The 22,477-nt window shown below is 39.0% G+C and carries 19 protein-coding genes, 1 tRNA gene and 1 rRNA gene; 20 read left to right on the top strand and 1 reads right to left on the bottom strand.

Annotation, left to right across the window (positions count from 1 at the left end; all coding sequences use genetic code 11):
- The first annotated feature begins 5 nt into the window (after positions 1-5).
- The 8 genes from def to FA707_RS06765 all read left to right on the top strand — a co-directional run bounded on the left by def (position 6) and on the right by FA707_RS06765 (position 7,810).
- Positions 6-500 carry a peptide deformylase gene (gene def, locus FA707_RS06800; RefSeq protein ID WP_136953522.1) on the top strand — a complete coding sequence of 165 codons (495 nt, stop codon included), beginning with the start codon at positions 6-8 and terminating at the stop codon, positions 498-500.
- Positions 493-1,434 (top strand): methionyl-tRNA formyltransferase, encoded by a 942-nt coding sequence (gene fmt / locus FA707_RS06795; RefSeq protein ID WP_136953521.1) that lies wholly within the window; start codon positions 493-495, stop codon positions 1,432-1,434. The genes def and fmt overlap by 8 nt, the downstream gene beginning before the upstream one ends.
- Positions 1,434-2,807 (top strand): 16S rRNA (cytosine(967)-C(5))-methyltransferase RsmB, encoded by a 1,374-nt coding sequence (rsmB, locus tag FA707_RS06790; protein ID WP_136953520.1) that lies wholly within the window; start codon positions 1,434-1,436, stop codon positions 2,805-2,807. Before fmt ends, rsmB begins: the two co-directional genes overlap by 1 nt.
- Positions 2,808-2,835: 28 nt before the next feature.
- The gene (locus tag FA707_RS06785; RefSeq protein ID WP_136953519.1) at positions 2,836-3,582 is read left to right on the top strand and encodes a Stp1/IreP family PP2C-type Ser/Thr phosphatase; all 747 of its coding nucleotides are present in this window, start codon (positions 2,836-2,838) and stop codon (positions 3,580-3,582) included.
- A complete protein-coding gene (gene pknB / locus FA707_RS06780) occupies positions 3,582-5,456 on the top strand; it encodes a Stk1 family PASTA domain-containing Ser/Thr kinase (RefSeq protein ID WP_136953518.1) in 1,875 nt (624 codons plus the stop codon). Before FA707_RS06785 ends, pknB begins: the two co-directional genes overlap by 1 nt.
- A 119-nt stretch (positions 5,457-5,575) precedes the next feature.
- A complete protein-coding gene (gene rsgA / locus FA707_RS06775; RefSeq protein ID WP_136953517.1) occupies positions 5,576-6,475 on the top strand; it encodes a ribosome small subunit-dependent GTPase A in 900 nt (299 codons plus the stop codon).
- Between the two features lie 32 nt (positions 6,476-6,507).
- Positions 6,508-7,158: a ribulose-phosphate 3-epimerase gene (gene rpe, locus FA707_RS06770; protein ID WP_136953516.1), complete on the top strand. Its 651-nt coding sequence runs from the start codon at positions 6,508-6,510 to the stop codon at positions 7,156-7,158.
- A 1-nt stretch (position 7,159) separates the two neighbouring features.
- Complete coding sequence (locus FA707_RS06765; RefSeq protein ID WP_136953515.1) at positions 7,160-7,810, top strand: thiamine diphosphokinase; 651 nt, start codon at positions 7,160-7,162, stop codon at positions 7,808-7,810.
- 123 nt (positions 7,811-7,933) lie between these two features.
- On the opposite strand, the gene rpmB is transcribed toward FA707_RS06765, so the two are convergent.
- Positions 7,934-8,122, bottom strand: coding sequence for a 50S ribosomal protein L28 (gene rpmB, locus FA707_RS06760; RefSeq protein WP_136953514.1), 189 nt, complete (start codon positions 8,120-8,122; stop codon positions 7,934-7,936).
- A gap of 232 nt (positions 8,123-8,354) precedes the next feature.
- On the opposite strand from rpmB, the gene FA707_RS06755 reads away from it, so the two are divergent.
- The 12 genes from FA707_RS06755 (at position 8,355) to FA707_RS06700 (ending at position 22,342) form a co-directional block, all read left to right on the top strand.
- Positions 8,355-8,717, top strand: coding sequence for an Asp23/Gls24 family envelope stress response protein (locus FA707_RS06755; RefSeq protein ID WP_136953513.1), 363 nt, complete (start codon positions 8,355-8,357; stop codon positions 8,715-8,717).
- Positions 8,718-8,794: 77 nt separating this feature from the next.
- Complete coding sequence (fakA, locus tag FA707_RS06750) at positions 8,795-10,432, top strand: fatty acid kinase ATP-binding subunit FakA (RefSeq protein ID WP_138421348.1); 1,638 nt, start codon at positions 8,795-8,797, stop codon at positions 10,430-10,432.
- Between the two features lie 359 nt (positions 10,433-10,791).
- A complete protein-coding gene (recG, locus tag FA707_RS06745) occupies positions 10,792-12,837 on the top strand; it encodes an ATP-dependent DNA helicase RecG (protein ID WP_136953511.1) in 2,046 nt (681 codons plus the stop codon).
- A 45-nt stretch (positions 12,838-12,882) separates the two neighbouring features.
- Entirely contained in the window at positions 12,883-13,896 is a 1,014-nt protein-coding gene (plsX, locus tag FA707_RS06740) for a phosphate acyltransferase PlsX (protein WP_136953510.1), read from the top strand.
- A gap of 93 nt (positions 13,897-13,989) precedes the next feature.
- A complete protein-coding gene (acpP, locus tag FA707_RS06735; protein ID WP_136953509.1) occupies positions 13,990-14,229 on the top strand; it encodes an acyl carrier protein in 240 nt (79 codons plus the stop codon).
- 309 nt (positions 14,230-14,538) lie between these two features.
- Complete coding sequence (locus FA707_RS06730; RefSeq protein ID WP_136953508.1) at positions 14,539-15,546, top strand: ABC transporter ATP-binding protein; 1,008 nt, start codon at positions 14,539-14,541, stop codon at positions 15,544-15,546.
- On the top strand, positions 15,546-16,496 hold the full coding sequence (locus FA707_RS06725; RefSeq protein ID WP_136953507.1) for an ATP-binding cassette domain-containing protein: 951 nt from the start codon (positions 15,546-15,548) through the stop codon (positions 16,494-16,496). Before FA707_RS06730 ends, FA707_RS06725 begins: the two co-directional genes overlap by 1 nt.
- 2 nt (positions 16,497-16,498) lie before the next feature.
- Positions 16,499-17,461, top strand: a complete 963-nt coding sequence (gene opp4B, locus FA707_RS06720; RefSeq protein ID WP_136953506.1) for an oligopeptide ABC transporter permease — start codon at positions 16,499-16,501, stop codon at positions 17,459-17,461.
- A 30-nt stretch (positions 17,462-17,491) separates the two neighbouring features.
- Positions 17,492-18,415, top strand: a complete 924-nt coding sequence (locus tag FA707_RS06715; RefSeq protein WP_136953505.1) for an ABC transporter permease — start codon at positions 17,492-17,494, stop codon at positions 18,413-18,415.
- 53 nt (positions 18,416-18,468) lie between these two features.
- The gene (locus FA707_RS06710) at positions 18,469-20,226 is read left to right on the top strand and encodes an oligopeptide ABC transporter substrate-binding protein (protein WP_136954204.1); all 1,758 of its coding nucleotides are present in this window, start codon (positions 18,469-18,471) and stop codon (positions 20,224-20,226) included.
- Positions 20,227-20,633: 407 nt separating this feature from the next.
- A 16S ribosomal RNA gene (locus tag FA707_RS06705) occupies positions 20,634-22,194 on the top strand.
- A gap of 75 nt (positions 22,195-22,269) precedes the next feature.
- A tRNA-Ala gene (locus FA707_RS06700) sits at positions 22,270-22,342 on the top strand.
- The last annotated feature ends 135 nt before the right edge of the window (positions 22,343-22,477 follow it).

Raw genomic sequence — 22,477 nt, 5'->3', positions numbered from 1 at the left:
AAAAGATGAAATATCCAGTGGTGTTACACCCAGATAAATTATTAAAACGTAAAGCAGAGAAAGTGACCGCAATTACCGAAGAGTTAGTCACAATGTTAGATAACATGTATGAAACAATGGTAGCCCATGATGGCGTAGGCTTAGCAGCGCCACAAATTGGTCAATCATTACGCGTAGCAGTTATTCAAGCTGACGAAGAGGATGATATTTTAGAATTAATTAATCCAGAGTTGGTCGCTTATGAGGGCGAAACAGTAGATATTGAAGCGTGTTTAAGTATTCCAGGTCAATATGGTCTAGTGCCGCGTTATGACCGTATCGTGATTCGTTATTTTGACCGCGAAGGCGTTGAGTACGAATTAGAAGCCGATGATTATTTTTCACGCATTATTCAACATGAGATGGATCATTTAGATGGCGGCTTATTCATTGATAAAGCAACGAAACTAATGACCGAAGAAGAAATGGTACAATACATGGAGGAACTAGAAAATGACTAAAATTGTTTTTATGGGGACGCCTAATTTTTCAGTCCCAATTTTAGAAGGTTTGATTACAGCTGGTTATGAAGTATTAGCAGTTGTAACGCAACCAGACCGTCCAGTTGGTCGTAAAAAAGTATTAACACCGCCACCTGTTAAAGAAGCAGCCTTAAAACATGACCTAGAAATTTTACAACCGGAAAAAATTTCAGGTTCACCTGAGATGGCACGAGTTTTAGAATTAGCGCCGGATTTAATTGTCACAGCGGCTTTTGGTCAATTTTTACCAGAAAGTTTACTTAATGCGCCAACGTTTGGTGCGGTCAATGTGCATGCGTCATTATTACCAAAATACCGTGGGGGTGCACCGGTTCACTATTCGATTATGAACGGAGATAAGGAAACAGGTGTTACTATCATGCGTATGGTCAAAAAAATGGATGCCGGTGATATATTAACACAACGTGCGATTCCGATTGAAGACAACGATAATGTTGGGACAATGTTTGATAAATTAAGCCAAGTGGGTCACGATTTATTATTAGAAACGATTCCTGAGTTACTAGCAGGCAAGCTGACACCGATTCAACAAAATGATGAGGAAGCAACCTATTCACCTAATATTTCGCGTGAGCAAGAGCAAATTGATTGGCAAAAAACAGCAAGTGAAGTTGATTGCCAAGTACGTGGCTTATTCCCTTGGCCAGTTGCTTTCACCATGAATCAAGACACACGCTGGAAAATCCAAGGTGGTTTTGTCGGTGAAGAAACAACCGAGCAAGCCCCTGGCACAATTGTCGCAGTTAATAAAAAAGATTTTACGGTTGCTTGTGGAGATGGTAGTGTTTATCACGTCACAACTATTCAACCTGCCGGTAAAGGAGCGTTAACCGCTCAAGAATTCTTAAATGGAGTAGGTCGTCAAACAGCAGTTGGCGATCAATTAAACTAATGAGTAAAATAAATCAAAAACATGTACCACATAAAATTAAAAAAAATCCGCGCTTCGTTGCGATGAACTTATTAACGCAAGTTAGTCAAAATCAAGCGTATTCAAATTTATTAGTCGACAAAGGGATTCGCGAAGGTAACTTAGATGCTCGCGATGCTCGTTTAATGACGGAAATTGTCTACGGGACACTGAGTCGTCAATTGACACTTGAGTATTACTTAGCACCCTTTATTCAAAAAGCGAAAAAAATTGAGCCTTGGGTTAAACAGTTATTATTATTGTCACTTTATCAACTTACCTATTTAGACCGCGTGCCTGCTCATGGCGTGGTAAATGATGCGGTTGAGATTGCTAAAGCCTATGGTAATCCAGGTATCGGTAAATTCGTGAATGGTGTTTTACGTAATGTTTTACGTCAAGAACGTCCTGATTTATCAAAGATTAAAGATGCGACAGAACGTTTATCGATTCAATTAAGTTTGCCGGAATGGTTAGTAGAGAAGCTAATTGCAACGATTGGTGAAGAAGAAACGATTGCCTTAGGTGAGTCGTTAGTTGAAACAAGTCGTTCAAGTGCGCGAGTGAATACAAAATATATGACGCAAACAGAAGCCATAGCCTTTTTACAAGAAGATGGTTATGAGGTTGAAGCCTCTAAAGTTTCACCAGTTGGGATTGTTGGTCCAACAGGTTTCTTAGCTGGAAGTAGCTTGTTTGAACGTGGTGAAATTACCATTCAAGATGAAAGTTCGATGCTGGTGGCGCCAAGTTTACAACTGCAACCAAGTGATTATGTCTTAGATGCTTGTGCAGCGCCAGGTGGTAAAACAACGCATATTGCGCAATATTTAGAAGCTGAGCAAGGTGGTCGTGTACTAGGACTAGATATTCATCAACATAAAACAAAATTGATTGAAAAAAATGCCGAACGTCTGCATCTTGGTGATGTGGTAACCGCTCAACAGCTTGATGCGCGTCAAGTAAGTGAGATGTTTGAAGATGAAACCTTTGATAAAATTTTAGTGGATGCCCCGTGCTCTGGTCTAGGGTTATTGCGCCGTAAACCAGATATTAAATATAGTAAAAAGCCTAGTGATTTTGCCAATTTACCCAAAATTCAACTAGAAATTTTGGAAAGTGTTGCAACTAAGGTCAAGCAATATGGTATCATTACGTATAGTACGTGTACGATTTTACCTGAAGAGAATCAGGAAGTTGTCCAACAGTTTCTTATTAATCATCCGGAATTTGAGATTATTGAAGTGGCTGGTGCTGAACCATTTGCTTCAAAGGAGAAGTGGATAACGTTATATCCACACCAGTACGGTACAGATGGATTTTTCATTTGCAGTTTGCAAAGAAAAGCTAAATAAACGAGCAATTGACAAGAGGTGTGAAAAAATGAAAGTTGCTTTCCAAACGAATGTAGGTAAAAAACGTTCAAGTAATCAAGACTCGGTCGGATTATATCTTAACCAAAAAAATATCGCTCTAGCGATTGTTGCTGACGGTATGGGAGGACATCAAGCTGGCGATGTTGCGAGTCAATTAACGGTTAACCAATTAGGATCTGTTTGGGAACAAACCGATATTGATGAGGAAGAAATCGTTATAAGCTGGTTAAATGCGGAAATTCAAGTGTTGAATCATCGCATTTATGAAGAAGGTGTCCAATATCCAGAACGAGCGGGTATGGGTACAACTATTGTAGCGGCTGTTGTAATTGATAAACGTGTGATTCTGGCCAATGTTGGCGATAGCCGTTCGTATTTAGTTCGTGATGGTGAAATTGTCCAAGTCACAGAAGACCATTCACTAGTAAATGAGCTAGTGAAAACAGGTGAGATTTCAAAAGAAGAGGCTCAATTACATCCTAGAAAAAACGTTCTAACACGTTCTTTAGGATTGCCGATGGAAGTTGAGATTGATGTAATTAAGCTTGACTTGGTATTAAATGATTATATTATTTTGTGTTCAGACGGTTTAAGTAATATGGTGCCAGATGAAAGAATGTTACGTATTGTGGCAAGTGAGATAGCCTTGAAAGAAAAAGTCACAAAGTTGATTGAAATCGCAAATGAAGCAGGAGGTAAAGATAACATTACCGTTCTCTTGATGGATTTTGAAGGCGAAGAAGGTGAAGAATAATGGTAGAAATTGGTGACAAAATAAACGGACGTTACCGAGTAATTCGTAGCATTGGAAGCGGCGGAATGGCAAACGTATATCTTGCCTACGATTTGATTTTGGATCGTGAAGTAGCGGTAAAGGTTTTGCGATTTGATTTCCTAGAGGATGAAACTGCAATTAGAAGGTTTCGACGTGAGGCATTAGCGGCATCAGAATTAGTACATCCGAATATTGTTGGTATCTATGATGTTGGACAAGAAGATAATCGTCAATATTTAATTATGGAATACGTCCATGGAACTGATTTGAAAAAATATATTCGAGATAATTATCCGCTGCCAACAGAACATGTGATTGCGATTATGCAACAAGTGTTATCAGCAATTGGTTTAGCCCACGAGCATCGTATCATTCATCGTGACTTGAAGCCACAAAATATTTTGATGGACGAACAAGGTAATGTGAAAATTGCAGACTTTGGTATTGCCATTGCCCTATCTGAAACATCGTTAACGCAAACGAACACGTTATTAGGTTCGGTACATTACTTATCACCAGAACAAGCTCGTGGTAGTATGGCAACTCGTCAGTCTGATATATATGCTTTAGGGATAATATTATACGAATTGCTAATGGGAAAAGTGCCGTTTGAAGGTGAATCAGCTGTTTCCATTGCATTGAAACATTTTCAATCTGATATGCCGTCGGTACGTGAACAATATCCTGACATTCCTCAAAGTTTGGAAAATGTTATTTTGAAGGCAACAACTAAAGAGCCATCCGATCGTTATGTATCGGCAGAAGAAATGGCCAATGATTTGTTGACTTGTTTGTTACCCAATCGTGCAAATGAGCCCATTTTTGAACCTAAATCAGTGATGGATGATGAGACAAAACGTTTAACACCAATTACAGACACACACGTACAACAAGTAACGCAAGTTAAAGAGCCGGCTGTGAAACGTGAGACTGATGAAATGGTATCTAAGTTAGACACGACGGAGAAACCACAAAAAAAACGTGGACGTAAACGACGCGTCGCCTTATTTTTAGTTTTAGCTGTTTTGGCGGTGTTAGCTGGTATCTTTTTTGCGCCATCAGGAACTAAAGTCCCGGATGTGTCAGGGTTAACGGTTGATGATGCTATTACAGCATTAGCAGATAAAGGTTTTAAAGTGTCAGATGATTATCAAGAGGAATATTCTGAAACGATTGAAAAGGATCATGTGATTAGAACATCACCTCGTGTCGGTACGAAAGCTTTTAAAACCGAGACGATTGTTTTGACCGTTAGCAAAGGGTCTGAAAAAATTGAAATCAGTAATTTTATTGGTATGAGTCTATCGGAAGCTAAACGTGAATTGACCTCATTAGGAATTGAAGATAAACGTATTACTGTAGAGGAAGTGGAAGATCCTGATTATGAACCTGGCACGGTGGTAAGTCAATCACCAGCAGGCGGTTCGAGTATTTCCTTAGAAAAGGGTACAGTTATATTGAAAGTCAGTGTGGGGACTGAAGCGATTTTATTAGATGACTTAACGGGTTATACCTTAACTGAAGCTATAAACTATTTAAATAGTCAGGGTCTTGGTTTCACACAAGGTTCAAGTGAATTTTCGGATATGATTCCAGAAAATTCGGTTATCAGTACATCACCTGGTCCGGGTGCAAGTTTAGTTAAAGGGAATTCGGTTATGATTACGTTGTCTAAAGGACCAGAACCAGTAGTTGAAGAATCAAGTGAGTCGGTGAGTGAATCAGAAATACCTTCTGAGCCAACGTCATCAAGCGAAGTAGAAGTTGAAACAGAGGCATCATCTGACGAAGATAAACCATCATCAAGTGAAGAAGTTAAGCCAGATGAACAATCTGATCAAGAGACTGAATAATAGATCTAACTTTAAAAACTCTAACGATAAACCAAGTGCTGGTTTTTCTCGTTAGAGTTTTTTTATTCGATGATAATTGTGGTATACTAGTACTAATTAATGGCAAAAAAGGAGGCCCTATGGCAAAAGGACAAATCAGAAAAGCGCTGAGTGGTTTTTATTATGTTTACGCTGATGGCGAAACATATCAGACAAGAGCCCGAGGTAACTTTAGAAATAAGAATATTACCCCGTTAGTGGGAGATGAGGTCGAGTTTAAATTTGATTCGTTGACGGAAGGCTATATTTTAGCTATCGAACCTCGTAAAAACGAATTAATTCGTCCACCCGTTGCCAATATCGATCAAGCTGTCTTGATTATTAGTTGTAAGGAACCGAATTTTTCTGAGAATTTATTAGACCGTTTTTTAGTCTATTTAGAATACAACAAGATTACGCCCATTTTGTATTTTACAAAAACAGACTTATTAGATGAAGTAGGATACGAAAGAATTAAAGGCTATGCTGATTACTTTATGAAAATTGGTTATCACGTATTATTGCCCAAATTTGGTCAATCTGATGAGTTGGTTGGTGAGATTTCAGCACTTTTCCATGATAAGGTGACGGTATTTATGGGACAAACGGGTGCGGGTAAATCAACGCTAATTAATAAAATTTCGCCTGAACTAGATTTGAAGACTGGTGAGATTTCACAATACTTAGGTCGCGGGAAACATACAACACGTCACGTTGAGTTGATTCCGTTAGAAGGTGGTTTAGTTGGCGATACACCAGGTTTTAGTGCGATTGATATTCCGCAAATGGAGTTGCCCGAGTTATCTAAGCAGTTTATCGAAATCAATGAAGCGAGTGATTATTGCAAGTTTCGCGAGTGTAAACACGTACATGAACCTAAATGTGAAGTGAAAGCTCGAGTTGAAGCTGGCGAGATTGCGCAAGAACGTTATGATAATTACTTGCAAATTTTATCCGAGCTTGAAAATCGTAAACCAATGTATGGGAAAAATAAACGTTAATTACTACTTGAAGAAGGAAGAGGGATAACTATATGAAGATTGCACCATCTATTTTGAGCGCTGATTTTGCGAATTTAGAAAGAGACGTTGTCTTAGTTGAGAAGGCAGGAGCAGATTACATCCATATTGATGTCATGGACGGTCAGTTTGTACCGAATATCACGTTGGGGCCAAATATTGTGGCAGCCTTACGCCCGGTGACTAAATTACCTTTAGACGTTCACTTGATGATTGTTGAACCTGAGCGTTATATTGAAGATTTCGCCAAAGCAGGAGCGGATTTCATCGTGATTCATGCCGAAAGTACGCCTCATTTACATCGTGGTGTTCAAATGATTAAAGATTTAGGCGTAAAAGCAGGTGTTGTCATTAATCCAGGTACGCCAGTTAGTGCAATTGAACATGTGCTGAGTATGGTTGATATGGTCTTGTTAATGACGGTTAATCCAGGATTTGGTGGGCAATCATTTATTCCTGAAGTAACGGATAAAATTGCGCAAGTTGCAGCGATTCGTGAAGCAAAAGGCTATCACTACGAAATTGAAGTTGACGGTGGCGTAACTGACCAAACGATTAAAGCTTGTGCCGATGCTGGTGCGGATGTTTTTGTGGCAGGTTCTTTTGTCTATGCGGCTGAAAATCCAGCTGAGCGTATTCAAGCGTTACGCGATGCGGTGAACTAAAATGAAACAAGTGATGATAGTCGCGGGTGGTGAGCCAAGTCTTTGGCCGTCACTTGCGGCTTTTTCCAAACAAGATGTCTGGATTGGTGTTGACAGAGGTAGTTTATTTTTAGTTGAACGGGGGATTGCTCCTACTCTTGCTGTGGGTGATTTTGATTCATTAAGTGCTGATGAATTAGCACACGTTAAACATCATGCCAAAGAGGTCATAACTGCGCAACCGGAAAAAGATTTTACTGATACAGAATTGGCTGTTTTTGAAGCGTTGCGACGCTATCCGAATCATTCAATTACGATTATTGGTGCTTCAGGTGGGCGTTGGGATCATTTCCTTGCTAATTTGTGGCTACCGCTTGATTGGCAAAATATTGAATTAGCGACGAAAATTACTTTGCGAGATGAACAGAACAGTTTGCAGTATTTTTTACCTGGTGAACATCGAATCAGCAAAGAAGCGGATAAAAAGTATTTAGCTTTTGTTTGTTTGACGCCAGTAACGGGGTTATCTTTATATGATGCTAAGTATTTGCTTGATAAAGCAGATTGTCCGTACCCAAAGAGCTATGCGTCTAATGAATTTGTAGGCGAAAGTACTCGTTTTAGTTTCGATAGTGGGATTGTGGCAGTGATTCAAAGCGTGGATAAACAATAAGTTAAACGAAAAACCAACGATAGCTTCCCAGGAAGAGGGCACTGATCGTTGGTTTTTTATATGGAAAATTGATATAAAAAAAGACACCTAAAACATGTTAGATGTCTGTCTTTAATTTAATTATTAAACACGCTCAACTTTACCTGATTTCAAAGCACGAGTTGAAACCCAAACTTTCTTAGGTTTACCGTCTACTAAAATGCGAACTTTTTGTAGGTTAGCTTTCCAAGTACGTTTAGATGAATTCATCGCGTGAGAGCGAGTGTTACCAGATCTAGCTTTACGTCCAGTGATATAACATTCTTTTGCCATGGTTCTTCCTCCTTTGCTTTGATATTGAAGCGTTAATTTGTTTACTCATACTTGATTAATTTATCATAAATCGGGTATCAATGCAAGACTTTAACCGTAAGAAAAAATAAAAAAGTATTATGAAATTTACAGAAAATGTATAGATAAACAATACTTTCACTTTTATTCTGACAAGGGTTATGATAAAATGGTTTAAGAATATGGGCCTTTGTGCCTTAAGGAGGATATGTTTATGACTGTTAAAATTAATACACAAGCAGGAACTATCGAAATTAGCAATGAAGTAATTGCCACTGTGGTTGGCGGAGCTGCCACTGAGATTTATGGTATTGTCGGCATGGCTAGTAAGAATCAAATTAAAGATAATTTGAATGGAATCCTTCGTAAAGAAAACTATGCTCGTGGCGTTGTTGTACGTCAGGAAGAAAATGGTGTAGCAGTTGATGTTTATACTGTCATTAGCTACGGCACAAAAATTTCAGAAGTATCTAAGAACGTTCAAGAGAAAGTAAAATACAATTTAGAGACAATGTTAGGCATTACTGCCAATTCAGTTAATGTCTTTGTCCAAGGTGTACGTGTACTACCAGAATAATTAGGAAGGTAGTCTTGACTAAAGGGAGGATTTATCAAGTGGATATCAAAACAATTAAAGCGGGTCAATTTCAAGCAATGGTACAAGCAGGTTCGATGCGTTTGGACCAAAATGCTGAGTACGTTAACTCGTTAAACGTTTTTCCGGTGCCAGATGGCGATACTGGAACTAACATGAATTTATCAATGACAAGTGGTGCTAAAGCCGTTAGTGGTTCAACATCTGAACATGTTGGTGAATTAGCTAAAGTATTATCAAAAGGTTTATTAATGGGCGCTCGTGGTAACTCAGGAGTTATTTTATCTCAGTTATTCCGTGGTTTCTCAAAAGCAATTGTAGATTTTGAAGAAATTACAAGTGAACAATTTGCAGCAGCTTTTGCTAACGGTGTTGAAACAGCTTATAAAGCAGTTATGAAACCTGTTGAAGGGACTATTTTAACCGTTGCACGTGAAAGTGCTAAAGCTGGTGTTAAGAAAGCTCAACAAACAGAAGATTGCTTAGAAGTAATGGAAGCAGTTGTCAAAGGTGCTAAAAAATCTTTAGACAAAACACCAGATTTATTGCCAGTTCTTAAAGAAGTTGGCGTTGTTGATAGCGGTGGTCAAGGGCTATTATTTATTTATGAAGGATTTTTAAGTGTTTTATCAGGTAAAGAATTAGAAACACCTGTTTATCAACCAACACCTGCTGAAATGACAGAAATGGTGAACGCTGAGCATCACCGTAGTGTGGCTGGACACGTGGCAACTGAAGATATTAAATTCGGTTACTGTACAGAAATCATGGTTCGTATCGGTGAAGGTGAAACGGTTGATAGCGAATTTGACTATGATACTTTCCGTAACTACTTAAATGAATTAGGTGATTCATTATTAGTGGTTGCAGATGATGAAGTGATTAAAGTTCACATTCATACAGAATACCCTGGTGAAGTCATGAACTACGGTCAAAAATTTGGTTCATTAATCAAAATTAAAGTAGATAATATGCGTGTTCAACACGAAACAATTTTAGAATCAGATCATTCACACGAAGTGAAAGCTGATACACCACGTAAACCTTATGGCGTGATTGCTATCGCAGCCGGTGAAGGCGTGAAAGAATTGTTCTTAAGCATGGGAGCTAACTATGTCATCAGTGGTGGTCAAACGATGAACCCAAGTACTGAAGATATTATGAAAGCTATCGATGAAGTGCATGCTGAGAAAGTCATTATTTTACCAAATAATAAAAACATCTTCATGGCAGCTGATCAAGCAGCTGAAGTGAGTGAAATTCCAGCAGTCGTTGTGCCTGCAAAAACTATTTCTCAAGGAATGTCAGCTTTATTAGGCTTCAATGATCAAGCATCATTAGAAGAAAATAAAGAAGCAATGATTGCGATGCTTGACGAAGTAGCAAGTGGACAGGTGACAACAGCCGTTAGAGATACAACCATTGACGGTTTAGAAATTCACCAAGATGACTTCATCGGAATGGTAGAAGGTAAAATCGTTGTTTCAGAACCAGAACGTTTAACTTCTTCTGTTAAAACAATTGAAAAAATGTTAACTGAAGATAGCGAAATCGTTACAATTATTATCGGTGAAGAAGGTACACAAGCCGAAGCTGAAGAAATCGAAGCAGCCGTACTAGACTTAAACGATGAACTAGAAGTTGAAATCCACCAAGGAGACCAACCTGTTTATCCATATATCTTCTCTGTAGAATAAAGTGCTTGAGCGTGTTGAACAACTCTGAAAAATAAGCCGGATTGCGTAGAAAATTGCTTTTCAAATTTTTGTAGCAATACGACTTATTTTGGCAAGAGTTACACGCGAAAGCCGGATTACGTAAAGTGCTTGAGGCATCGTTTAGCTTCAAGTAATATGCGAAAGATGCCGAAAATTGTGCAACAATTTTTGAGAATCGTGACATATTACCGCAGAAGCTGATGCAGAAAGCCGGATTGCATAAAGTGCTTAAATGAGTGTTTTGCTTTCGAGTACGTTTAGCTTTACAGAAAATATAAAAAATTAAAAAGACTGTGACACTGCGTCATAGTCTTTTTGTTTTAAAGAGGTGAAGAAAGTTGAAATCATTAAAGGATTCTGTTGCGGTATTATCAGGTGTGGGACCGAAAAAAGTTGAGCAGTTACAATCATTAGGTATCGAAACGATTGAACAATTAATTACCTATTATCCGTTTCGCTATAATGATTTTCAATTGCGTCAAATCGAAGAAATTGCCGATCAAGAAAAAGTGGTTTTAAAAGGAACGGTTGTGACGGAGGCGGTCGTATCGCATTTTGGATACAAAAAAAATCGTCTAGCCTTCAATATGCGCCAAGAACACGTCGTCGTCAAGGTGACATTCTTCAACCAACATTTCTTGCAAAAACAAATTCACATGGGCGAAGAAATTACTGTTTACGGTAAGTGGGATAGCAAACGCCAATCACTAATGGGAATTAAAATATTAAGCAGTGGCTCTCAACAAGAAGGTGTGGATGAATTTGCGCCGATTTATCATGTGAATAAGAAAGTTCGTCAGCAGACCTTAGTTGATATTATCGCTAAAGGAATTGATGGTTATTTACCGCTTATCCAAGATTGGTTACCTGATGAGTTAGTTGAAAAGTATCAATTGTTAGACCGACAAGAAGCAGTTAAAGCGATGCACTTTCCTGAAACGATGAGTCAAAATCAAGCAGCACGTCATCGTATGGTATTTGAAGAGTTTTTTGAATTCCAAATGCGTATGCAGCAACTACGTCATCAAGAAAAGACGAGTGATATAGGGACTGAGATTCTATACGATAATGCACGCTTAAAAGCCTTTATTGAGACGTTGCCGTTTGAGTTGACTGGAGCCCAAAAACGTGTGACGAATGAAATTTGTCGTGACATGCGTAGTCCCTTACACATGCATCGCTTACTACAAGGGGATGTTGGTAGTGGGAAGACGGTTATTGCGGCTATTGTATTATACGCTGCGGTAACAGCTGGTTTTCAAGGGGCGATGATGGTGCCAACTGAGATATTAGCCGAACAACATTACTTAAGTTTGACCGATTTATTTAAAGACGCTGAAGTGAAAATTGCACTTCTGACTGGTTCGACCAAAGCCAAAGAAAAACGTGAAATTTTAGCGCAGTTAGCCAATCATGAGTTAGATATTATTGTCGGAACCCATGCTTTAATTCAAGATGGGGTAGACTATCATCATCTCGGTTTGGTAATTACCGATGAGCAACACCGTTTCGGGGTGAAACAACGTCAAGCTTTGCGTGAAAAAGGCAACCATCCAGATGTCTTATTTATGACCGCCACGCCAATTCCGCGTACGCTCGCGATTACTGCCTATGGTGAGATGGATGTTTCAGTTATTGATGAGTTACCAGCTGGCCGTATTCCGATTACGACACGTTGGGTCAAACCACAGCAACTTAATACGGTGCTGGACTGGTCGGCCAAAGAGTTACGTAAAGGTCATCAAGTTTATGTTATCTGTCCTTTAATAGAAGAATCAGAATCATTAGATTTGAAAAATGCGACTGAATTATTTGAAACGTTACAACAGTATTATGCACCGGAATTTCAAGTGGGGCTACTGCACGGTAAAATGAAGCCAGTTGAAAAAGATGAGATTATGAAGCAATTTAAAAATAATGCGTTACAAGTTCTCGTTTCAACCACGGTAATCGAAGTAGGTGTGAATGTGCCGAATGCGACCATCATGATGATTATGGATGCGGAACGTTTTGGTCTAGCACAGCTTCATCAGTTAAGAGGGCGAGTAGGGCGTGGGAGCGACGCGTCATATTGTATTCTAGTTTCGGCACCGAAAAACGATACGGGTATCGAACGAATGAAAATCATGACAGAAACAACAGATGGCTTTGTCTTGAGTCAAAAAGATCTGGAAATGCGCGGACCCGGAGAATTCTTTGGCGCTCGACAGTCAGGAATGCCGCAATTTCAAGTCGGTGACATGGTGGTGGACTTCGATATTCTAGAGACAGCTCGCCAAGAAGCTACTGCTATTTGGGAACAACCAGATTGGCAACTCAAAAATGGTTATCAATTGTTAGCAGAGAAAATGACGGAAATTGAACAGGCTGGAAAATTTGACTAAAACCGTGCTTTAAATATGATATAATTTGACCAAAGGAGTGATAATATGAGAATTGCAGTAGATGCTATGGGCGGCGACAACGCACCTAAAGCGATCGTTGAAGGTGTAATGTTAGCGAAAAAAGAGCTACCTTCAATCGAATTCCAATTATACGGTAAAGAAGAGGAAATTAAAAAATACGTAACAGATATGGAGAATGTTACAATCATTCATACAGACGTGAAAATTGAAAGTGATGATGAGCCGGTAAAAGCGGTTCGTCGTAAAAAAGACGCTTCAATGATGTTGGCAGCCAAAGCGGTGAAAGACGGCGAAGCCGATGCAGTTTTTTCAGCAGGTAATACAGGGGCGTTATTAGCTGCAGGTTTGTTCGTAGTCGGTCGTATTCCGCAAATCGAGCGTCCAGGCTTGATGACCACTCTCCCAACGTTTGGTGAAAACACACAAGGTTTTGATTTTATGGACTTAGGTGCTAACGCTGATAATAAACCGGAACATTTAGTGGAGTATGCAATCATGGGTACTCACTATGCTAAACAGGTTCGTGGTGTTAATAACCCTCGTGTCGGTTTATTAAACAATGGTGAAGAAGCAACTAAAGGAAATGAACTTACGAAAGCTACTTATCAATTGTTAGCGAATGAAGCAAGTATTAACTTTATTGGGAACGTTGAAGCGCGTGAGTTATTAACTGGCGCAGCCGATGTCGTTGTGACAGACGGTTTCACTGGTAATGCGGTATTGAAAACCATTGAAGGAACAGCGCTAGGTATCATGTCGATTTTAAAAGGCTCGATTATGGATAGTGGCGTCAAAGGGAAAATGGGTGCATTACTATTGAAGGATTCGTTGAAAAACGTTAAAAATAGTTTAGATTACTCAGCATACGGTGGAGCAGTGTTATTCGGCTTAAAAGCACCCGTTGTGAAAACACATGGTTCAACAGGTCCAGAAGCCGTTGCCTACACGATTAAACAAATTAACACAATGTTAGAAACAAAAGTAACTGATGGTTTAGTAGAGTACTATGCTAGCAAGGCAAAAGAGATAGAAGCCTAACCTGAAAATAGAGAGCTAGACAAATCTATTAAAAAAAAGTAAAATAGGCTAGTGTAACTAGTCTAAGCGAACATGAGATGGAGGTGGAGAAACTTGACACGTGAAGAAGTATTAGCAAAAGTTTCAGCAATCATTTTAAGACATTTTGATATTGAAGAAGATAAAATCACTGATGAATTAAGTATTAAGGATGATTTAGGTGCGGATTCAATCAAGATTATGGAATTTGTTTTAGAAATCGAAGATGAATTCGGAACAGAAATCTCAGACGAAGATGCTGAAAAAATCGAAACAGTCGGTGCGGCTGTTGATTACATCGCAAATAACCTATAATAAGTTTATAAAGCAAAATGTTTTTTAGATGTTATGTCTAAAAGTTTGAATGTGGTAGAAGTCAAAAAAATTATAAGTCAAGGAGGGAATATAACGAACAATCGTAATATTCTCTTCTTTTTTTGCCATGTTTTCCTTATTAAATGAGAATAACATGAAAGAATACCTTGAAAAATCATGATAATTTGAGTATAATTATTAAATATTGAGAAGAATATTAAAAATAAAAAAGAAACATGCTGATTACTATAAGAAAATTGACAGATTTTTAAAAAGAGTATTAAGCACGCTTTAGGAGAGGGGTATCTTATGAAGACTGGGGAACAATTACTCGAAGTCCGTAATTTACATACTGGATTTAGAATCAAAGATACATTTTATGACGCCGTCGATGATGTTTCTCTAACACTCGATAAAAACGAGATTTTAGCGATTGTAGGAGAATCAGGGTGTGGTAAAAGTACATTAGCAACAACGATTATGGGATTACATAATCCGATTAATGCTAAATCAACAGGTCAAGTTATATACAAAGATATGAACTTGCTGGAATTTAACGAAACATTATATAACAAAATTAGAGGTAATGACATCGGGATGATTTTCCAAGATCCATTATCGGCTTTAAATCCGTTGATGAGAATTGGTGATCAAATCGCTGAGGCGTTATCATATCATACAGACTATAATAAAGAACAACGTGAAGAGCGTGTATTAGAATTGTTAGCACAAGTAGGAATTCCAAATCCTCCACGTGTAGCGCGTCAATACCCACATGAATTATCAGGTGGTATGCGTCAACGTGTTATTATTGCGATTGCAATTTCTTGTAAGCCACCCGTTATTATTGCGGATGAGCCAACAACAGCGCTAGATGTTACCATTCAAGCACAAATTCTAGATCTATTAACTGATTTACAGGCTGAAACAGAAGCTGGAATCATTATGATTACGCATGACCTTTCAGTTGTAGCCGAAATGGCTGACCGTGTAGCGGTTATGTACGGTGGTCAAATTGTGGAGCAGGCGCCGGTAGCAGAATTATTCGCAAACCCAATGCATCCATACACTCGTTCATTATTGAATTCTATTCCTCAAGAAGATAATCCAGATGAAGAATTACACGTGATTGATGGTGTCGTTCCTTCATTAACAAAAATGCCTAGAACAGGTTGTCGTTTTGCAGCACGTATTCCTTGGATTCCTGAATCAGATCATGAAGAGAATCCAACATTACATGAAGTAGGACCGGATCACTTGGTTCGCTGTACTTGTTATAAGCATTTCCATTTCAAACATGAGGGAGGAGCAGAATAATGAGTGAATTATTAAGAATTGAAGATTTAAAAGTTCATTATCCAATTAGAAGTGGCTTCTTCAATCGCGTAACGGATCATGTTTATGCCGTAGACGGTGTAACAATGATCATTGAAAAAGGAAAAACATACGGATTAATTGGTGAATCAGGCTCTGGTAAATCAACAATTGGTAAAGCGGTCGTTGGTTTAGAAAAAGTAACAGATGGTCAAATTATTTATAATAACCAAGACGTAACGAAACGTTCTGTTAGAAAGTCGACGGATTATAACCGCGATGTTCAAATGATTTTCCAAGATTCAATGTCAAGTTTGAATCCAAAGAAACGTGTGATTGATATTATTGCGGAGCCAATTCGCAACTTCGAAGACTTAACAGACTTAGAAGAAAAGCAACGTGTCAAAGAAATGCTAGACATCGTAGGGATGCCAACAGATGCGTTATACAAATATCCGCATGAGTTCTCAGGTGGACAACGTCAGCGTTTAGGTGTCGCACGTGCTGTTGCAACTAATCCTAAATTAATCGTAGCTGACGAACCGGTATCAGCCTTAGACTTATCAGTTCAAGCACAAGTATTAAACTTTATGAAACATATCCAACAACAATACGGCTTAAGTTACTTATTTATTTCTCATGACCTGGGTGTCGTGAAATACATGTGTGATAATTTAGCTATTATGAACAAAGGTCGCTTTGTTGAAGTTGGAACTCGCGAAGATATTTATAACAACCCACAACATATTTATACGAAGCGTTTGCTATCTGCCATTCCAAAAATTGATGTTGAAAATCGTGAATTGCATAAAGCACAACGTCGTGAAGTGGAAAAAGAATATCAAACATTGATGACTGATTATTATGATGAAAATGGACGTGTATACGACTTACAAGAAATTTCATCAACGCATAAAGCGGCAGTTATTCATAGAGAAAGCGAGGAGAAATAATTATGTGGAAAACAATACTACGTCGTGTTCTTTTAATGATTCCACAAGTCATTATTTTAAGTGTTTTCATCTTCTTACTTGCTCAAGCAATGCCAGGAGATCCATTTACCGGTTTAATTAATCCAAACATGGACCCAGCTGCCATCGAGGCACTTCGTGAACAAGCTGGTTTAAATGACCCATGGTACACTCAGTACTTCCGTTGGGTAGGAAATGCTTTACAAGGTGATTTTGGTACAAGTTTCTTATACAAAATGCCAGTTGCTGAGATTATCGGTCAACGTGCTGTCAATACTATTTGGTTATCAATTATAACAGTTATTTTAACTTATCTTATTGCGTTACCATTAGGATTATTTGCAGGTCGTTTCCAAAACTCATGGTTTGATAAAGGCGTTGTTATTTACAACTTCGTAAGTTTTGCGATTCCAGTCTTTATCTTCGCCTTATTAATGCTATTTATTTTTGGTTACCGCTTAGATTGGTTCCCAACGACAGGTTCTGTTTCAGCTAATGTTGAGCCAGGAACGATGGCTTATTTCTGGGATAAATTACATCATTTAATTTTACCAGCACTAAGTCAAGCCTTACTAGGAACAGCTGTAACGATTCAGTATTTACGTAGTGAAGTAATTGATTCTCAAAACTTAGATTATGTAAGAACTGCTCGTTCTAAAGGGGTACCAACGAATAAAGTTTATACTCGTCATATTTTCCGTAATGCTTCATTACCGATTGCTTCACAATTAGGTTATGAAATTACTGGTTTAATCAGTGGTTCGGTTGTAATTGAGCAAATTTTTGCTTATCCAGGGATTGGTAAATTATTTATCGATTCATTATTACAACGTGACTACACAGTAATCACTGCCTTGATTTTGATACTAGGTATTATGACATTAATTGGGACGTTACTATCTGATATTATCATGAGTATCGTGGACCCAAGAATTCGTATTCAATAGATCAAAATAAAAGGAAAGGTGGTAAATAATATGTCAGAAGATGTAAAAAAAGATACAGCAGTCGTGGAAAGTATCCCACCAATGGGCTTCCGTATGATTGCGCGTGAATTTAAAAAAGATAAATTAGCGATGTTTTCACTAGTTTTATTAGTAGCAATTCTACTATTTGTATTTATCGGATCATTTATTGTCGATAAAGATAAAGTAATGTATGTAAGTATTTTTGATAAGTATGCGAGACCGGGTACATATAGTGATACTAAAGGAATGACTTATCTGCTAGGGGCAGATGAAGGTGGTCGTGATGTATTAGGTCAATTAATTATCGGGGCACGTAACTCAATTTGGATCGGTTTTGCGATTACATTGATTACCTCAATTATCGGGGTAGGTTTAGGGATTGTTGCTGGTTACTACGGTGGTGCTATTGATAACATTTTAATGCGTATTGTCGATTTCGTTATGATTTTACCAACACAGATGTTAATCATTGTATTTGTAACGATCGTACCTAAATTTAACGTTTGGTCGTTTATTGCGATCATGTGTTTATTCTATTGGGTAGGTAAAGCTCGTCTATTCCGTTCTAAGACATTATCAGAATCAAGAAGAGACTATATTAGCGCATCTAAAACATTAGGAACAAGTGATTTCAAAGTCATGTTCCGAGAATTAATGCCTAACTTAAGCTCATTAATTATTACCAATTTAACGATGAACTTTGCAGCAAATATTGGGATTGAAACAACCTTAACGTTCTTAGGGTTCGGGTTACCAGCGAGTGATCCAAGTTTAGGAACATTGATTGCATATGCACGTAACGGTGATGTTTTATCTAACATGTTATGGATTTGGTTACCAGCGTCATTATTAATTTTAGTAATGATGTTAGCTATTAACTATGTAGGACAAGCGTTCAAACGTTCGGCAGATGCACGTCAACGATTAGGGTAAAAAAATAGGGGGAAACAAACTTGAAGAAAAAACATTTATTAGCAGGCTTAACAATGGTGACTGCAACTACTTTATTAGTAGCTTGTGGTGGCAACAAAGACAATGGTAAAGACAAAGAGTCATCAGAAGGTGTGGATATTACTACTCTACCAGTTAAAAGTGAAAATCAAGAAAAAGCACTAGAAGGTCAAACGATGGAAGTTGCTGTTGTAATGGACACGCAATTTAAAGGCTTATTCTTATGGGAATTATATGAAGATAGTTATGATGCTGAATTCATGGCACCTTCACATGGCTCAATTTTCACTTCAGATGAAGACTTTGTAATCACAAATGACGGTGTTGCTTCATTAGATTTAGATCAAGAAGCTAACAAAGCTACGATTAAAATTCAAGAAGATTTAAAATGGTCAGACGGTGAACCTGTAACAGCTGAAGATTTAATTTATCCATACGAAATCATTGGACACAAAGATTACACAGGTGTTCGTTACGACACAACAATGACGAACATTGTTGGGATGGAAGATTACCATAATGGAAAATCAGACACTATCTCAGGTATTAAAAAAATCGATGATAAAACAATCGAAATCACTTATAAAGAAGTGAACCCAGGTATGCAACAATTAGGTGGAGGTATTTGGAATTATGCTGCACCTAAACATGCGTTAAAAGATGTTGCAATTAAAGACTTAGAAAAAGCAGATGCTGTACGTCGTAATCCTGTAACATTTGGACCATACAAAATGTCTAAAATCGTTGCTGGTGAATCTGTAACATTTACACCAAATGAATATTATTACAAAGGCAAACCTGCTTTAGACAAATTAGTCTTTACAGTTGTACCATCAGCTTCATCTATCGAAGCAATGCGTGCATCTAAATATGACATGATGATTAAAATGGCAACAGATACTTATCCTAACTACAAAGATACAGAAGGTTATGAAGTATTAGGTCGTGAAGAGTTATCTTACACTTACATTGGTTTCAAACTAGGTAAATGGGATAATGAGAAAAATGAAGTAGTAACTGATCCTAACGCTAAAATGGCTGACAAATCATTACGTCAAGCAATGGGTTATGCAGTAAACAATGACCAAGTAGGCGAGAAATTCTACAACGGTTTACGTTCTAATGCGACAACATTAATTCCACCAGTATTTGGTACGTTACATGACACAACAATCGAAGGCTTTACTGAAAACAAAGATAAAGCGAAAGAATTATTAGCAGACGCTGGCTTCAAAGATGTTGATGGCGATGGGTTTATTGAAGATAAAGATGGACAACCATTAGTGATTAAATTCGCTTCTATGGACGGTGGAGAAACAGCTCAACCATTAGCTGATTACTACGTTCAATCATGGAAAGAAATTGGTTTGAATGTAGAACTATCTACAGGTCGCTTAATTGATTTCCAATCATTCTATGACAAATTAAAAAATGATGATCAAGAAATTGATGTCTTCCAAGGAGCATGGGGAACTGGTACTGATCCAAGTCCATCAGGCTTATATGGAAGAACGGCTCAATATAACTATACGCGTTTCGCTAGCGAAGAAAATGATAAATTATTAGCAGCTATCGATTCAAATGCATCATTTGATCCAGAAAAACGTAAAGAAGCATTCGATGCATGGCAACAATATGCAGCTGAAGAAGCGTTTGTGATTCCAACTTTATATCGTAACGAAGTATTACCAGTTAATACACGTGTAACAGGTGTTGATTGGTCATCAAACAACTTACCTCAAGATATGTGGTTTAACATTGGCGTAACAGCTGAAAGTAGATCAGCTAAATAAGCTTGAGATTTTGAGTTAAAGCAAGACGAATTTTCGTCTTGCTTTTTTTAATGGTTATAGTTGACCAAGTCAACAGTGTGTGCTATTATATTAACAGTTGTTAGAAATCAACACTTCTAATTAATTAAAAAAATAGTAATAAGTTGTTGACAAAATCAACTTCATTTGTTATTATATAATAGTTGTCACAAAAGACAACGACTTAAAAAGTAGACCTTTGAAAACTGAACAATGAATAAGACAAACCAAATGTGTAGGGTGTTTTACAAAATGTAAAACAAAACCAAACAATTTTTAAATTTTAGTGAAGTAATTCGCTAGCAAACATAAATGAGCTAAAACTCATAAGATGCTAGAAACAAGTTTCTAGCTATAGTGGTACATCAGCTTTGCTGTGAACCACTTATATTATTGAGAGTTTGATCCTGGCTCAGGACGAACGCTGGCGGCGTGCCTAATACATGCAAGTCGAACGCATTTTGTTTCACCGGAGCTTGCTCCACCGAAACAAAATGAGTGGCGGACGGGTGAGTAACACGTGGGTAACTTGCCCATCAGAGGGGGATAACACTTGGAAACAGGTGCTAATACCGCATAATTCTTTTGACCGCATGGTCGAATGATGAAAGGCGCTTTCGGGTGTCGCTGATGGATAGACCCGCGCTGCATTAGCTAGTTGGTGAGGTAACGGCTCACCAAGGCCATGATGCATAGCCGACCTGAGAGGGTGATCGGCCACACTGGGACTGAGACACGGCCCAGACTCCTACGGGAGGCAGCAGTAGGGAATCTTCGGCAATGGACGAAAGTCTGACCGAGCAACGCCGCGTGAGTGAAGAAGGTTTTCGGATCGTAAAACTCTGTTGTTAGAGAAGAACAAGCGTGAGAGTAACTGTTCACGCCTTGACGGTATCTAACCAGAAAGCCACGGCTAACTACGTGCCAGCAGCCGCGGTAATACGTAGGTGGCAAGCGTTGTCCGGATTTATTGGGCGTAAAGCGAGCGCAGGCGGTTTCTTAAGTCTGATGTGAAAGCCCTCGGCTCAACCGAGGAAGGTCATTGGAAACTGGGGAACTTGAGTGCAGAAGAGGAGAGTGGAATTCCATGTGTAGCGGTGAAATGCGTAGATATATGGAGGAACACCAGTGGCGAAGGCGACTCTCTGGTCTGTAACTGACGCTGAGGCTCGAAAGCGTGGGGAGCAAACAGGATTAGATACCCTGGTAGTCCACGCCGTAAACGATGAGTGCTAAGTGTTGGAGGGTTTCCGCCCTTCAGTGCTGCAGCTAACGCATTAAGCACTCCGCCTGGGGAGTACGGTCGCAAGACTGAAACTCAAAGGAATTGACGGGGGCCCGCACAAGCGGTGGAGCATGTGGTTTAATTCGAAGCAACGCGAAGAACCTTACCAGGTCTTGACATCCTTTGACCATTCTAGAGATAGAACTTTCCCTTCGGGGACAAAGTGACAGGTGGTGCATGGTTGTCGTCAGCTCGTGTCGTGAGATGTTGGGTTAAGTCCCGCAACGAGCGCAACCCTTATTGTTAGTTGCCATCATTAAGTTGGGCACTCTAGCAAGACTGCCGGTGACAAACCGGAGGAAGGTGGGGATGACGTCAAATCATCATGCCCCTTATGACCTGGGCTACACACGTGCTACAATGGACAGTACAACGAGTCGCGAGACCGCGAGGTCAAGCTAATCTCTTAAAGCTGTTCTCAGTTCGGATTGTAGGCTGCAACTCGCCTACATGAAGCCGGAATCGCTAGTAATCGCGGATCAGAACGCCGCGGTGAATACGTTCCCGGGCCTTGTACACACCGCCCGTCACACCACGGGAGTTTGTAACACCCAAAGTCGGTGAGGTAACCTTTTAGGAGCCAGCCGCCTAAGGTGGGATAGATAACTGGGGTGAAGTCGTAACAAGGTAGCCGTATCGGAAGGTGCGGCTGGATCACCTCCTTTCTAAGGAATATTACGGAATACACAGGTTAGGATTATTCATTGTCAGTTTTGAGAGGTTTACTCTCTAATTAAAGAGGGGCCTTAGCTCAGCTGGGAGAGCGCCTGCCTTGCACGCAGGAGGTCAGCGGTTCGATCCCGCTAGGCTCCATAGGTAACTTAGTTACCTGAATTCGTTCATTGAAAACTGGATATTGAAACAAAATTAAAACAAACCGAAAACACCGCGTTGAAACGAGTTAATAAACAAAGTTCAATAGCTAAAACATAGGGTTGATGGAGCTGA

Origin of the sequence: Vagococcus zengguangii, from assembly GCF_005145005.1 — a bacterium.
GTDB classification, from domain to species: domain Bacteria; phylum Bacillota; class Bacilli; order Lactobacillales; family Vagococcaceae; genus Vagococcus_A; species Vagococcus_A zengguangii.
This window is presented reverse-complemented; position numbering and strand designations above follow the sequence as displayed.

What these genes read in the sequence shown, in the direction of transcription:
- FA707_RS06710 (WP_136954204.1), top strand. Translation starts at nt 18,469, where the DNA reads ATGGTGACTGCAACTACTTTATTAGTAGCTTGTGGTGGCAACAAAGAC.
- rsgA (WP_136953517.1), top strand. Translation starts at nt 5,576, where the DNA reads ATGGCAAAAGGACAAATCAGAAAAGCGCTGAGTGGTTTTTATTATGTT.
- FA707_RS06785 (WP_136953519.1), top strand. Translation starts at nt 2,836, where the DNA reads ATGAAAGTTGCTTTCCAAACGAATGTAGGTAAAAAACGTTCAAGTAAT.
- pknB (WP_136953518.1), top strand. Translation starts at nt 3,582, where the DNA reads ATGGTAGAAATTGGTGACAAAATAAACGGACGTTACCGAGTAATTCGT.
- FA707_RS06715 (WP_136953505.1), top strand. Translation starts at nt 17,492, where the DNA reads ATGTCAGAAGATGTAAAAAAAGATACAGCAGTCGTGGAAAGTATCCCA.
- FA707_RS06725 (WP_136953507.1), top strand. Translation starts at nt 15,546, where the DNA reads ATGAGTGAATTATTAAGAATTGAAGATTTAAAAGTTCATTATCCAATT.
- def (WP_136953522.1), top strand. Translation starts at nt 6, where the DNA reads ATGAAATATCCAGTGGTGTTACACCCAGATAAATTATTAAAACGTAAA.
- plsX (WP_136953510.1), top strand. Translation starts at nt 12,883, where the DNA reads ATGAGAATTGCAGTAGATGCTATGGGCGGCGACAACGCACCTAAAGCG.
- rpe (WP_136953516.1), top strand. Translation starts at nt 6,508, where the DNA reads ATGAAGATTGCACCATCTATTTTGAGCGCTGATTTTGCGAATTTAGAA.
- fmt (WP_136953521.1), top strand. Translation starts at nt 493, where the DNA reads ATGACTAAAATTGTTTTTATGGGGACGCCTAATTTTTCAGTCCCAATT.
- FA707_RS06755 (WP_136953513.1), top strand. Translation starts at nt 8,355, where the DNA reads ATGACTGTTAAAATTAATACACAAGCAGGAACTATCGAAATTAGCAAT.
- rsmB (WP_136953520.1), top strand. Translation starts at nt 1,434, where the DNA reads ATGAGTAAAATAAATCAAAAACATGTACCACATAAAATTAAAAAAAAT.
- rpmB (WP_136953514.1), bottom strand. Translation starts at nt 8,122, where the DNA reads ATGGCAAAAGAATGTTATATCACTGGACGTAAAGCTAGATCTGGTAAC.
- FA707_RS06765 (WP_136953515.1), top strand. Translation starts at nt 7,160, where the DNA reads ATGAAACAAGTGATGATAGTCGCGGGTGGTGAGCCAAGTCTTTGGCCG.
- opp4B (WP_136953506.1), top strand. Translation starts at nt 16,499, where the DNA reads ATGTGGAAAACAATACTACGTCGTGTTCTTTTAATGATTCCACAAGTC.
- fakA (WP_138421348.1), top strand. Translation starts at nt 8,795, where the DNA reads ATGGTACAAGCAGGTTCGATGCGTTTGGACCAAAATGCTGAGTACGTT.
- FA707_RS06730 (WP_136953508.1), top strand. Translation starts at nt 14,539, where the DNA reads ATGAAGACTGGGGAACAATTACTCGAAGTCCGTAATTTACATACTGGA.